Origin of the sequence: uncultured Stenotrophomonas sp. (genome assembly GCF_945952405.1) — a bacterium.
In the GTDB taxonomy this organism is placed as follows: Bacteria; Pseudomonadota; Gammaproteobacteria; order Xanthomonadales; family Xanthomonadaceae; genus Stenotrophomonas.
Map to the genome: position 1 here is coordinate 17,152 of NZ_CAMFIA010000011.1, position 12,153 is coordinate 29,304.

Consider the following 12,153-nt stretch of genomic DNA (forward strand, 5'->3'; position numbering starts at 1 on the left):
TCGTTTTCCGGCGTTCAGCTGGGGCGCCGCGCCCATCCCGGCCTCAGCGCTTGATCTGCTGGCCATCGCCACTGGGCACGCTGTCGTAGTAGCGGCCGGTGCGCGAGTCGAACACGCGGTTGGGACCGGCCGGGCGCACGCCGGGAACGATGCGCCCGTTGCGGTCATAGACCTTGTCGGCCGGTTTCGGCACCGCGGCCGGTGCGATCCGGGCCGGGCCGGTGGACTTGATCGGCTGCGCCGGCTGCGGCGACGGCAGCACCTGCGGCTGCGGACGCGCCGCCTGCGGGGGTGGTGCCACCGGCGGCGGCGCCACGGTGGTCGCGCTGCGGGTCGCGGTCGGGTCGGCAGTAGGCACCTGGGCCAGCGCCAGCGCGGGCAACAGGGCCATCAACAGCAGGGACAAGGTCGGTTTCATGGCACGCTCCGGCGTGGATCGCATTCACCTTGCGCCCGCGCCTGTGTGCCGCCCATGAACGGCCATCACACTTGCAAGGGGGCGCCAGCACCCCCACGTTTGCCGGCATCCCCAGGCCATCGACCCCACGGAGAGCCGGCATGACTGCCTTCGACCTGACGCCCCCCACCGCCACCCAGACCGAGGCGCTGGTCGCCGGGCTCAGCAGCGAGGAACGCCGCGTGCTGCTGCAGCACGGTACCGAGGCGCCGTTCTGCGGCGTGTTCCTCGACAACAAGCGCGAGGGCGTCTACTGCTGCCGGCTGTGCGCGCTGCCGCTGTTCCGCTCCAGCACCAAGTTCGATTCCGGTACCGGCTGGCCCAGCTTCTTCGCTCCGTTCGACCCGGCGCACGTGCGCGAGATCCGCGATACCAGCCACGGCATGGTCCGCACCGAGATCACCTGTGCGCGCTGCGGCAGCCACCTGGGCCACGTGTTCCCGGACGGTCCGCCGCCGACCTACGAGCGCCACTGCCTGAACTCCGTCTCACTTTCGTTCACCGGCAATGGCGAGCCGTGGCCCGATCCCCTGCAGCGCGGCGGCGCGGAAGCCGGTGTAGCGGGCTGAAAGCCCCGCTGACCGATTTCACAGAATTCCCTCTTCAGAAATGCGCTCGACGGGCCGACAAGGAGATATCCCCTCTCCTTGCGTCGCGCCATGCTCATCATCGTTGGATTCCTGGTCGTCATCATCAGCGTGATCGGGGGCTACCTCGGTGCCCACGGCCGCCTGGGTGCCCTCTGGCAGCCCTATGAGCTGGTCATCATCGGCGGCGCCGCGCTCGGCGCCTTCCTGGTCGGCACTCCGGCCAAGACGGTCAAGCAGACCCTGCAGGCCATGGTCGGCGTGTTCAAGGGCCCGCGCTACAAGCAGCAGGACTACATCGATGTGCTCAGCCTGCTCTACGAACTGCTCAACAAGGCCCGCCGCGAAGGCTTCATGGCGCTGGAAGACCATGTCGAGCGGCCGGCCGAGAGCGCGCTGTTCAGCAACTATCCCAAGGTGCAGGCCGACCACCACCTGATCGACTTCATCACCGACTGCCTGCGCCTGATGATCGGCAGCAACATCGAGCCGCACGAGCTGGAACCGCTGCTGGAACTGGAGCTGGAAAAGCACCACGCCGAGGCCATGGCGCCGTCGCAGGTGCTGACCAAGGTCGCCGACGGACTTCCCGGTTTCGGCATCGTCGCGGCGGTGCTGGGCATCGTCATCACCATGGGCTCGATCGGCGGCGACATCGTCGAGGTTGGCGGCCACGTGGCCGGCGCGCTGGTCGGCACCTTCCTCGGCATCCTGCTCGGTTACGGCTTCGTCGGCCCGATGGCGGCCGCGATGGAAGCCCGCGCCGAGCAGGACAGCCGCATCTACGAATCGGTGAAGACCGCCCTGCTCGCCTGCCTGCGCGGCTACAACCCGAAGATCGCGCTGGAGTTCGCCCGCAAGACGCTGCCGTCGAACGTGCGCCCGGCCTTCTCCGATTTCGAGCAGCACCTGAAGACGGTCAAGTAAGCCATGGCCGAGAACAAGCCCACCGTCATCGTCCGCCGGGTCAAGAAGGCCGGCCACGCCGCCCACCACGGCGGCTCGTGGAAGGTGGCCTATGCCGACTTCGTGACCGCGATGATGGCCTTCTTCCTGGTGCTGTGGCTGATGGCCACCACCAACAAGAACGACCGCGCGGCCATTTCCGAGTACTTCCGCAACCCCAGCCCGCTGAGCGGGCAGAACGCCACGCCGGCGCCCGGCATGGCCGGTCCGGGCGGTGCCAGCACCTCGATGATCAAGCTCGGCGGCGCCACCGATGTCTCGCGCGGCAACAGCAACGATCCCTTCCAGAACCAGAAGGAAGCCGTGCCGCAGCCGGTGGACCAGCAGCAGCGCGACAAGCAGCAGCTGGAAGCGCTGATGAAGGAACTGCAGGAAGCGATCAGCAGGAGCCAGGCGCTGGAGCCGTTCAAGGACCAGCTGCTGCTGGACCTGACCCCGGAAGGCCTGCGCATCCAGATCGTGGACAAGCAGAACCGGCCGATGTTCGATCTCGGCAGCGCCACGCTGAAGCCGTACACGCAGCAGATCCTGCACGAGCTGGCCGAATACCTGAACCATGTGCCGAACCGGATCAGCCTGACCGGCCACACCGACATCACCGCCTACTCGGCCGCCCGTGGCTACGGTAACTGGGAGCTGAGCGCGGACCGTGCCAATGCCGCGCGGCGTGCCCTGGTCGATGGCGGCCTGGATGACAGCAAGATCACCCGCGTGGTCGGCCTGTCCTCGTCGGTGCTGTTCGACAAGGGCGATCCGCAGAACCCGATCAACCGCCGCATCAGCATCGTGGTGATGACCAAGGCCGCCGAGGAGGCCGCGCTGGCCGGTGCCGGCCCGCAGGTGGGGCTGTCGGCCCCGACTGCCGACCCGGACGTGCAGGCCGCACAGGGCCAGGCACCGGCCGAAGCCACCGCCCCGGCGGTGGCGCGCTGAACACCCGGCCGGGTGGGCTCTCTAGTGGGGTCGGATCCCTTTCCACAGGAAAGGGATCTGACCCCATCAGGCGACCCCATCAGGCGCCCTCATTGGCGCTACCGGTACAATGGCGGTCTTTCCTTTTCCAGGTGACCCCACCCCATGTCCCAGTCCTCCAAGGCCAAGCGCGACAAGCGCAAGAAGCAGCAGGGCAAGCGCCCGTTCCTCCGCCTGAACGCCCAGCAGCAGGTGCAGAACCACGCCGTGCTGACCAACGAAGACGGCCAGGTGGTCGCGGCCATCGGCCTGCAGGGCCGTGAGTGGCTGCTGGCCATCGGCGGCCAGACCATGGGCAACGCCGAGAACCCGGTGCCGATGCTGGCCATGCTCAAGCACCTGGCCAACGTGCAGGAGAAGGAAGGCCGCAAGGTCAACCTGGAATACTCCGAGCTGCTGCAGAAGCTGCTGGACACCCTGGCTGCCGAGTCCGGCCAGACCGCCGACGAGTACCTGGCCAAGCTGGTCGCCGAATTCGAAGGCGTCGAAGCCGAAGAAGGCGAAGAAGGCGAAGCTGCCGAGGGCGAGGTTGCCGAAGAAGCCGCTACCGAGGCTGCCCCGGCCGCTGACAGCGACAGCAAGCCGCAGGCCTGAACCGGCCCCGGCGGTGACGGTCTACGTCGATGACGCGGTGCATGCCTGGCGCGGACAGCGCTGGGCGCACCTGATGGCCGACACCCTGGCCGAGCTGCACGCGATGGCGGCGCAGCTCGGCATTCCACCGCGAGCCTTCCAGAACAAGGCCAGCGGCGCCCACTACGATGTCACCACCGAGCTGCGCGCGCAGGCGATCGCGCTCGGTGCACGGGCGATTTCCCGGCACGCCGACCGCGTGCTGGTCAAAGCGGTGATCGCCAACGCCCGCGCGCAGTACCGGCCATAGGCCCGGCTGCCGTTTGCCTCCTGCAGGACCTGCTCTACGCGGAATGCAGCCGAGCGTAGGCTCGGCTCTACACGGCAACGGAATCAGCCGAGCGTGGGCTCGGCTCTACAGGCCCGCTCAGAACGGGTCGCTGCCCAGCCGCACTTCCACGTTCAGCAGCGAGCACAGCGCCAGCATCGCGTCGTCATCGCGGGTCAACGCCATCCAGCCGGTGAAGCCGTCGCTGCCCGCATCCACGCTCCACAGCGTGTAGTTGTGCTCGCGCAGGCGATCGAAGGCGGTGGACATCAGCTGCACGCCGTCCAGGTCTTCGGTGAAGTCCTCATCGTCGAGGTCGCCACCCCAGTCCAGCTGCAGGTTGAAGCGCGCCGACAGCTCGTTCACCGCGGAAACCAGCGTCTCCAGGTCGTCGCGCTCGACCTCGAAGCCCGACTGCCAGGCGATGGCCGTGAACAGCGACGGCAGCCAGTCGGCATCGGCCTCCAGCGGCTCACCGGCCTCGGCCAGCAGCTCGCGCCAGCGGTTGAACTGCTGCAGGGCCAGTTCCTCGTCGCCCGGGTTGATCAGCACCAGCAGGTTCCAGACCCGTGCCTCGAAGCCCTCCTCGTCGAAGTCGTGGATGTCTTCCTCGAAGTCGAAATAGTCGCTGTTGTCGGGCATGGCGGAACTTCCTCTGGGGCAGGCCGGCATTCTACGGTTTATCCTGTGCCGCTGAAGCCGGCCTTGGTGGCCGTCACTGTGAATGAAGCGATGAGCGATACCCCTCCCGACCACCTGGCGATCAACCCGGCCAGTCCCTTCCATGATGCGCAGGCGCTGGAGCGCGGCGTCGGCGTGCGTTTCAACGACGTCGAGCGCGACAATGTCGAGGAATACTCGGTCAGCGAAGGCTGGATCCGCGTGCAGGCCGGCAAGGCCCGCGACCGTCGCGGCAACCCGATGACCATCAAGGTCAAGGGCAAGGTCGAAGTGTATTTCCTGGAGCAGAAGCCGGAATAAGCGCGGCTCCCGGATGCTGGGGTCAGATCGCTTTCCTGCGGAAAGGGATCTGGCCCCGATCGACGGCGCCCGACCGCAGCGTCACTCGCGTTTGCGCGATTCCAGCAGGTCCAGGTTGCGGATCAGGCGCCGCGAGATCTCATCGGAGATCACCCCGCGCCGGGTCAGCCGGAACAGTTCCTCACGCTCGGCATTGAGGCCGGCACTGCGCAGCTGGCGATAGCCCAGTTCCATGCGCCGCACCTTCTCCGGGTCCACGTCGGGCCCGTCGTTGTCCTTCTCCAGGTGACGCTGGTACAGCAGGCTCACCCGCGAGGCGGCATCGTTGTACAGCTGCACGTTCTCGGTGTTCTGGTTCATCACCAGCTGCTGGCGCATGCGCTCGACCCCGGCCAGCGCGGCCTTGGACGACAGCCGGCGTGCCAGGTCCTCTTCCTTGCGCTCGCCCGAATCGGCCGGCAGCTGCAGGCCCTTCAGCAACTGCGGCAGCGCGATGCTGGCGCCGAGCAGCGAGAACAGGATCACCGAAGCGGCCAGGAAGATCACCAGGTCACGCGCCGGGAACGCACTGCCATCGGGCAGGAACAGCGGCAGGGTCAACACACCGGCCAGGGTGATCGCACCGCGCACGCCGGCCACCGAGGTCGCCACCACGATGCGCCAGTTCGGCGCCTCGCCACGCTCCAGGCCCCTGCGGCGCGCGCGCAGCAGGTTCCAGCGCAGCGACAGCCATACCCACAGCAGGCGCAGCACGACCAGTGCCAGGTTGATCACCACCACGTACACCAGCAGCCACCAGGCCGACTGGTGGCCGCTCTCGTTCATGGTGGTGGTGGCACGTTCGACGATGCCCGGCAGCTGCTCGCCCAGCAGCACGAACATGATGCCGTTGAAGCTGAACTGCAGCATGTTCCAGACCCCGGCGCGCTGCACGCGCATGCTGCCGGAGACGCGACCGGTCAACTCGACGTAGCTCATCGCGATGCCGGCGGCGACCGCGGCGAGGATGCCCGAGGCATGGATTTCTTCGGCCAGCAGGTAAGCCGCGAACGGGATCAACAGGTTGACCAGCATCGCCGCACCCGGCTCCTCGCCGAACCGGCGCCACAGCCAGCGCTGGAAGGTCGAGACGCCCAGGGTGACCGCCACGCCCACCGCCAGGCCGGCTACCGCCACCCATACGAAGGTCAGCGAGGCGGTGGCCAGCGAGAAGGTGCCGGTCATCACCGCTGCCACCGCAAAGCGGAAGCAGACCAGGCCCGAGGCATCGTTGAGCAGCGACTCGCCTTCCAGGATGTGCATCAGGCGCTTCGGGATCGGCGCCTTGGAGGCGATCGCACCGACGGCCACCGGGTCGGTCGGCGACACGATCGCGGCCAGCGCGAAGCACACCGCCAGCGGCATCACCGGAATCAGCCAGTGGATCAGGAAGCCGGCCCCCACCACGGTGAACACCACCAGGCCGAACGCCAGCTCGAGGATCGCGCCCTTGTCGCGGAACAGGCCCTGCTTGGGGATGCGCCAGCCATCGAGGAACAGCAGCGGCGGCAGGAACAGCAGGAAGAACACTTCCGGCTCCAGCGCGTGGCCGCGGTTGAACACACCGGCGATCACCGCGCCCAGCCCGATCTGCACCAGCGGCAGCGGCAACGAGAACGGCAGGACGCGAACCAGGTAGCCGCTGGCGACAACGGCCACCAGCATCGCCAGGACGACTTCAATGGTATGCATGCTTCTTCCAGGAAGCGGCGCGCGGGGAGACTCGAGAGCCAGCGCCGGAAACCCGGAAAAAACTACCACACGCGGCCACGCCCGCGACGCCGGCAATGGCCGCGCGTCAGCCCCGGCTCATGCCCCGTCGAAGCGGTACAGGTCCATCGCAAGGAAGCCGGCATCGATACCGGCATCGATGCGGCGCGCACCGAAGCCGCCCTCGCCGGCCGCGCCCATCGCGAAGAACAGCGGCAGCAGGTGCTCGTCGGTCGGGTGCGCACGCTCGGCGAACGGCGCCTGCCGGCGGTAGTCGAACAGGGCCTGGCGGTCATCGGCGGCCAGGCGCTGCTCCACCCATTCAATGAAGGGCCGCACGTACGGCGCTTCCTTGCCGTCCTGGTAGTCGCCCCAGTCGTGCAGGTTGTGGGTGATGCTGCCCGAACCGACCAGCAGCACGCCCTGCTCGCGCAGCGGCGCCAGCGCACGGCCCAGCGCGAACTGGTGCTCGGGGCCGAGCAGCGGCTGGATCGACACCGGTACCACCGGAATGTCGGCCTGCGGGCGCAGCAGCCGCAGCGGCACCCACGCACCATGGTCGAGGCCACGCTGCGGGTCGAGCGCCACCGGCAGGCCGGCGGCGGCAATGCGGCCGGCCACCTCTTCGGCCAGCGCCGGATCCCCCGGCGCCGGGTACTGCAGCTCGAACAACGCGCGCGGGAAGCCACCAAAGTCATGGATGGTCGGCGGCTGCGGGTGCGCACCGACCAGAGGTTGCCGGCCCAGCCAGTGCGCCGATGCCATCACGATGGCGCGTGGCGTGGGCAGGTCGCGCGCCAGTTCGGCCAGGCGCACGCCGACCTGGCCCGGATGCAGGGCGGTCATCGGTGAACCATGCGAGATGTACAGCGAAGGCAGGCGGGACATGGAATTCTCCAGTTGCAGGATCAGCCGGCGATCAGCGCGAACGCAGGGTCCACTTGCCATCGCCGAGCAGGAACAGCACCACCAGCGCCAGCGCCCAGAAGGCCGGGTATTCCCAGCCGCCACCGGCGTTGGCGAAACCGAAGCCGTTGGCACCGTGCACGGTGACGATGGTGCCCAGCAGCAGCGGCACCCCGACCAGGCCCACCCAGCGGGCGTAGATGCCGAGCAGCAGCGCGGCGCTGATCACCAGCTCGACGCCGAGGGTGAGATAGCCGAGCACGCCGGGCAGGCCCAGCGATTCGAAGAAGGCGGCGGTACCGGCCGGGGTGAACACCAGCAGCTTGGTCAGCGCATGGACCAGGAACAGCACGCCCAGGGCCAGGCGCAGCAGGGTGGCACCATACGGGGCCAGCGGCGAAACAGGAGTGGTCGAGGTGGGCATGGGGAGGCACCTTGAAGGGAGTGGGCACAGGTTATTGCGCCTTCACAGGCTGATAAATACGATCGATTGACCGTATTTATTTCAAAAGGCGCAACAATGGACACTCTTGAGGCGATGCGCGTGTTCGTGGCGGTGGTCGAGCGCAACGGCTTCAGTGCGGCCGCGCAGGCGCTGGACCTGTCCACCGCTGGCGTCACCCGCCAGGTCGCCGCCCTGGAGAAGCGCCTCTCCACCCGTCTGCTCCACCGCACCACACGCCGGGTCAGCCCGACCAGTGCCGGTGCTGCCTATTACGCCCAGTGCGTACGCCTGCTGGCCGAGTTCGATGCGCTGGAGGCCAGCATCGGCGCACAGGCGCTGGAGCCCTCCGGCACGCTGCGCATCAACGCCCCGGTCAGCTGGGGCATCGCCCGCCTTGGCCCGCTGCTGGCCAGCTACCGCGAGCGCTTCCCGCAGGTGGAACTGGACCTGGCCCTGTCCGACCGCCTGGTGGACATGGTCGAAGAGGGCTATGACGTGGCCATCCGCATCACCCGCGAGCCCAGCCCCGCGCTGATCGCACGCCGCCTGGGCGAATCGCGGGTGAGCCTGTGCGCAGCGCCGTCCTACCTGGCCACGCATGGCACGCCGCAGACCCCGCAGGAACTGCAGGACCATGCCTGCCTGAGCTACAGCTACTGGGCCGCTGGCGACCATTGGCCGCTGCAGGGGCCGGGAGGTGAAGTGAAGGTCGCGGTGAGCAGCCTGCTGCACGCCAACAACGGCGACGTGCTGCGCGAAGCCGCGATCGCCGGCATGGGCGTGATCCTGCAGCCGGATTTCCTGCTGCAGGACGCCCTGGCCGATGGCCGCCTGGTGCGCATCCTGCCGCACTGGGAGGCCTCGCCGATCGGGATCTTCGCGGTCTACACCAGCCGCAGCCACCTGGCACCGAAGGTGCGCAGCTTCATCGACCACCTGGTGGATGCCGGGCTGTAGCCGAGCCCGGCGCCTGCCGGTAGTGCCGGCCGCTGGCCGGCAATCAGGCACATCCCGGTCCTGGGCGAATGCCGGCCAGCGGCCGGCACTACCACTTAGGCGGCAACCTCATCCAACGCGTCGATGATCCGTTCCAGCGGCGCCGGCCGTCCCAGCAGGTAGCCCTGCACCTGGTCGCAGCCATGCGCGGCCAGCCAATCGAGCTGCCCCGGCGTCTCCACGCCCTCGGCAATGATGGTCAGCCCCATGCTGTGGCCCAGCGACAGCAGCGCGCGACAGATCGAGGCGTTGCGCGGGTTGGTCTCCACGTCCGCGACGAAGCTGCGGTCGATCTTGAGGATGTCCAGCGGCAGGTGCTGCAGGTAGGACATGCTCGAGTAACCGGTGCCGAAGTCATCCAGCGACACGCTGATGCCCTGTTCGTGCAGGCGCTGCATGGTCTGCATCGCCTGTGCCGGCTTGCGCATCAGGCTGCTCTCGGTCAGCTCCACGTGCAGTGCGCCGCGGGCCAGGCCGAACTCCTGCTGGGCGCGGGTGAACTCGGCCACCAGGTCGCTGTTGAAGAACTGCACCGCCGACACGTTCACCGCAATCGGCAACTCGCCCCAACCGGCCTCGACCAGGCGGCGCTGCGCCTTGGCCGCGGCGCGGATGACCCAGCGGCCCAGCGCCAGGATCAGCCCGGTGTCCTCGCACAGCTGGATGAACTCGTTCGGCGGAATGAAGCTGCCATCGGCCTGCGGCCAGCGCAGCAGGGCTTCCAGCGCCGCCGGACTGCCGTCGCTGGCATGCCGGATCGGCTGGAAATACAGCTGGAACTCGTTGTCGATGGCGGCATGGATGCGCCCGGCCAGGCGCAGGCGATCGGCCAACCGCGTGGTCACCGCCGCATCGAACCAGACCACCACGTTGCCCTCGGCGCGTGCGGCATGCGCCGCCTGCGCGGCCATGCCGATCACCTGCTCGGCAGTGTGGCCATCACCCGCCACGTGCACGGCCACGCCGATGCGCGGCTCGAACTGATGCAGTGAATCCTTGCCACGCATCGGCGCCGATACGATCTGCAGCAGGTCATCCAGCACGCGCTGGGTATCGTGTTCGGCACCGATGGCGAACACGAAGTCCTCGGCCGGCTGGAAGGCCAGCGTGCCGCAGCGCGCGCCCAGCCCGCCGAGCCGGGTCGCCATCGACTGCAGCACCGCATCGCCGATCTCGCGGCCCAGCGTATCGGCCACCAGCTGCAGCCCCCGCAGCTGCACGAAGGCAATGGTGTAGCCATCGTCCTGCTCGTCCAGCTGCTCGGTCAGCGCACGTACGTTGAGCAGGCCGGTGGCCGGGTTGTGCCGCGCCTGGTAGGCCAGGTCGCGCTCGTAGGCCAGGCGCTCGCTGACATCCTCGGCCAGCACCAGGCAGGCCGGCTGGCCATCGAAATCGAGTTTGGAAAGATGCGCGCGTACTTCGAACACGCTGCCGTCCTTGCGCCGGTGCAGGCGCACGGTGGCGTCCTGCAGCTCACCGACACGCGCCTTGGCAATCGCCCCCTTCACCTCGTCCCAGCCTTCGCGCGGACGGATGTCGAGAATGCTCATCGCCAGGAATTCCTCGCGGCTGTAGCCGTACTGGCGTACCGCGGCGTCGTTGACCTCGATGAAGCGCAGCGTGTCCGGGTCGAACACCCAGAACGGCGCCGGGTTGCGATCGAACAGCAGGCGGAAGCGGCGCTCCACTTCGCTCATCTGCTCGCGGGCCTGGTAGCGCTCGGTCAGGTCGCTCAAGGCGCCGATCATGCGCCGTTCGCTGTCGGCCATCTCCACCCGCTGCCCGCGCGCACCCACCCAGCGCACCTGGCCACCGGGCAGCACCAGGCGGAATATCTCGTCGAGCACCGCGCCACCGGCAAAGGCCTGGTCGAAGGCCTGCTGCAGCCGTGCCGCATCATCGCGGTGCACGCGCGCGAAGAAGTCGGCCACCGGCAATGCGTCGGTCTGCACGCCGAAGATCTCGCGCGCCAGCGGCGACCAGCGCAGCAGCGCGGCATCCTCGTCCACATACCAGGTACAGATGCGGCCAACCTGGTGGGCCAGCCGCAGCTCGGCATGGCCGGCCTTCAGTTCCTCGGCCATCGCCTGCTGGCGCCGGGTACTGCGGCGCACCGCGTACAGCAGCCCGAGCAGGACGCCCACATAGGCCAGCACGATCGCCACCGATGCCTGCAGGTAGGGCCACCACGGCGCCAGCACGTCCTCGTCGGCCAGGCCCACCTGCACCGCCAACGGGCTGCGTTCCAGCGTGCTGATGGTGATGATGCGCGGCACGCCATCAACCACGCCCGGCAGGCTGCCCAGCTCGACCACCGCCTGCTTGCCGAGCAGGTCACGGCGCGGCAGGTCGTAGCGACGGCCGACCGTGCCATGCGGATCCGGCACGCGGGCCAGCATGTAGCCTTCGGCATCGCTGATCGAGACCAGGCCGTTGGGACCGACATCAAGGCCACCGACGATGCGCTGCAGTTCGCCGCAGCGCAGCCGCGCCAGCAACCAGCGGTCGCCGGCCATCGGCAACGCCAGGGGTACCACCCAGCCACCGTCGCTGGCCCGCTGCGGCGGACCGATGTACAGCGCGCTGCCCTGGCCACGGCGCTGCGGGTCGGTCCACAACGGCAGCTGCAGGTCGCCCTTGCCGGCGGTCAGCGGGCGGCCATAGCTGTCGAGCACGACGATGCTGTGCAGCTCGGCATGGCGGCGCAGCACACCGCTGATCGAGGCATCCAGCAGCGCCGGTGCCTGTGCAGGCACGCTGCGGAACAGCTCGGCGGCGTCGGCGGCGATGCCGGACATCGCCCGCTCCAGGTTGCGCAGCTCCAGTGCCAGCAGGCGCTCGCTGCCTACCGCCAGTGCCCTGCTCTGCCGCTGCGCGGCCTCCAGCCGGCGGTGATGGTCGTTGGCCAGCATGGTCGCCAGGCCGGCCACCAGCAATATTCCCAGCAGCACGCCGCCCCAGGTGATGGCATGCAGCGGCCGCGCCAACGCCCGTTTCAGCGCGGGCATCGGTCGATCTTCCTTGTGCAGTCGGCTGGCTTCATGCGCGAACGAATCCTCCACGTCCCCGACCTCAACGGCCGGCGGACGCCATTCTTGACGCCTGACCCCGTCCTGCATGGCCACCTCCCCGTGTCCGCGCAGCGCTCCAGGGCCCAGCATGCACCACGCCGGTGACGGCGTGAAGATCGGCG

The 12,153-nt window shown here is 68.5% G+C and carries 13 protein-coding genes; 7 read left to right on the forward strand and 6 right to left on the reverse strand.

Annotated features, from left to right (window positions below):
• Window positions 1–43: 43 nt before the first annotated feature.
• On the reverse strand, window positions 44–418 hold the full coding sequence (locus tag Q0P60_RS12560) for a classical arabinogalactan protein 4 (RefSeq protein WP_294993668.1): 375 nt from the start codon (window positions 416–418) through the stop codon (window positions 44–46).
• A gap of 140 nt (window positions 419–558) precedes the next feature.
• Here Q0P60_RS12560 and msrB point away from each other — a divergent pair, with 140 nt between their 5' ends.
• From msrB to Q0P60_RS12585, 5 genes are all read left to right on the forward strand, one after another.
• Window positions 559–1,026, forward strand: coding sequence for a peptide-methionine (R)-S-oxide reductase MsrB (gene msrB / locus Q0P60_RS12565; protein ID WP_049432331.1), 468 nt, complete (start codon window positions 559–561; stop codon window positions 1,024–1,026).
• A gap of 90 nt (window positions 1,027–1,116) precedes the next feature.
• Window positions 1,117–1,971, forward strand: coding sequence for a flagellar motor stator protein MotA (gene motA / locus Q0P60_RS12570; RefSeq protein ID WP_019660914.1), 855 nt, complete (start codon window positions 1,117–1,119; stop codon window positions 1,969–1,971).
• Window positions 1,972–1,974: 3 nt separating this feature from the next.
• A complete protein-coding gene (motB, locus tag Q0P60_RS12575) occupies window positions 1,975–2,943 on the forward strand; it encodes a flagellar motor protein MotB (protein WP_294993678.1) in 969 nt (322 codons plus the stop codon).
• A gap of 144 nt (window positions 2,944–3,087) precedes the next feature.
• Entirely contained in the window at window positions 3,088–3,576 is a 489-nt protein-coding gene (locus tag Q0P60_RS12580; RefSeq protein ID WP_294993681.1) for a hypothetical protein, read from the forward strand.
• A gap of 13 nt (window positions 3,577–3,589) precedes the next feature.
• Window positions 3,590–3,865, forward strand: coding sequence for a DUF4031 domain-containing protein (locus Q0P60_RS12585; protein ID WP_294993683.1), 276 nt, complete (start codon window positions 3,590–3,592; stop codon window positions 3,863–3,865).
• 117 nt (window positions 3,866–3,982) lie between these two features.
• Here Q0P60_RS12585 and Q0P60_RS12590 read toward each other — a convergent pair whose 3' ends face one another.
• Window positions 3,983–4,525, reverse strand: coding sequence for a hypothetical protein (locus Q0P60_RS12590; RefSeq protein ID WP_294993686.1), 543 nt, complete (start codon window positions 4,523–4,525; stop codon window positions 3,983–3,985).
• A gap of 90 nt (window positions 4,526–4,615) precedes the next feature.
• On the opposite strand from Q0P60_RS12590, the gene Q0P60_RS12595 reads away from it, so the two are divergent.
• On the forward strand, window positions 4,616–4,864 hold the full coding sequence (locus tag Q0P60_RS12595) for a DUF3297 family protein (protein ID WP_108751456.1): 249 nt from the start codon (window positions 4,616–4,618) through the stop codon (window positions 4,862–4,864).
• A gap of 81 nt (window positions 4,865–4,945) precedes the next feature.
• Here Q0P60_RS12595 and Q0P60_RS12600 read toward each other — a convergent pair whose 3' ends face one another.
• The 3 genes from Q0P60_RS12600 to Q0P60_RS12610 all read right to left on the reverse strand — a co-directional run bounded on the left by Q0P60_RS12600 (window position 4,946) and on the right by Q0P60_RS12610 (window position 7,943).
• Window positions 4,946–6,595, reverse strand: coding sequence for a Na+/H+ antiporter (locus tag Q0P60_RS12600; RefSeq protein ID WP_294993693.1), 1,650 nt, complete (start codon window positions 6,593–6,595; stop codon window positions 4,946–4,948).
• A gap of 117 nt (window positions 6,596–6,712) precedes the next feature.
• Window positions 6,713–7,501, reverse strand: coding sequence for a class III extradiol ring-cleavage dioxygenase (locus tag Q0P60_RS12605; protein ID WP_049464550.1), 789 nt, complete (start codon window positions 7,499–7,501; stop codon window positions 6,713–6,715).
• A gap of 31 nt (window positions 7,502–7,532) precedes the next feature.
• Window positions 7,533–7,943, reverse strand: a complete 411-nt coding sequence (locus Q0P60_RS12610) for a DoxX family protein (protein ID WP_294993698.1) — start codon at window positions 7,941–7,943, stop codon at window positions 7,533–7,535.
• Window positions 7,944–8,039: 96 nt separating this feature from the next.
• Between Q0P60_RS12610 and Q0P60_RS12615 the strand changes: the two genes are divergently transcribed.
• Window positions 8,040–8,921 (forward strand): LysR family transcriptional regulator, encoded by an 882-nt coding sequence (locus Q0P60_RS12615; RefSeq protein WP_294993701.1) that lies wholly within the window; start codon window positions 8,040–8,042, stop codon window positions 8,919–8,921.
• 95 nt (window positions 8,922–9,016) lie between these two features.
• On the opposite strand, the gene Q0P60_RS12620 is transcribed toward Q0P60_RS12615, so the two are convergent.
• Complete coding sequence (locus Q0P60_RS12620) at window positions 9,017–12,079, reverse strand: EAL domain-containing protein (protein WP_294993705.1); 3,063 nt, start codon at window positions 12,077–12,079, stop codon at window positions 9,017–9,019.
• Window positions 12,080–12,153 lie beyond the last annotated feature (74 nt).

Coding starts and splice junctions, on each gene's coding strand:
- Q0P60_RS12595 (WP_108751456.1), top strand. CDS start 4,616: ATGAGCGATACCCCTCCCGACCACCTGGCGATCAACCCGGCCAGTCCC.
- Q0P60_RS12620 (WP_294993705.1), bottom strand. CDS start 12,079: ATGCAGGACGGGGTCAGGCGTCAAGAATGGCGTCCGCCGGCCGTTGAG.
- motA (WP_019660914.1), top strand. CDS start 1,117: ATGCTCATCATCGTTGGATTCCTGGTCGTCATCATCAGCGTGATCGGG.
- Q0P60_RS12615 (WP_294993701.1), top strand. CDS start 8,040: ATGGACACTCTTGAGGCGATGCGCGTGTTCGTGGCGGTGGTCGAGCGC.
- Q0P60_RS12560 (WP_294993668.1), bottom strand. CDS start 418: ATGAAACCGACCTTGTCCCTGCTGTTGATGGCCCTGTTGCCCGCGCTG.
- Q0P60_RS12600 (WP_294993693.1), bottom strand. CDS start 6,595: ATGCATACCATTGAAGTCGTCCTGGCGATGCTGGTGGCCGTTGTCGCC.
- Q0P60_RS12590 (WP_294993686.1), bottom strand. CDS start 4,525: ATGCCCGACAACAGCGACTATTTCGACTTCGAGGAAGACATCCACGAC.
- Q0P60_RS12605 (WP_049464550.1), bottom strand. CDS start 7,501: ATGTCCCGCCTGCCTTCGCTGTACATCTCGCATGGTTCACCGATGACC.
- motB (WP_294993678.1), top strand. CDS start 1,975: ATGGCCGAGAACAAGCCCACCGTCATCGTCCGCCGGGTCAAGAAGGCC.
- Q0P60_RS12610 (WP_294993698.1), bottom strand. CDS start 7,943: ATGCCCACCTCGACCACTCCTGTTTCGCCGCTGGCCCCGTATGGTGCC.
- Q0P60_RS12580 (WP_294993681.1), top strand. CDS start 3,088: ATGTCCCAGTCCTCCAAGGCCAAGCGCGACAAGCGCAAGAAGCAGCAG.
- msrB (WP_049432331.1), top strand. CDS start 559: ATGACTGCCTTCGACCTGACGCCCCCCACCGCCACCCAGACCGAGGCG.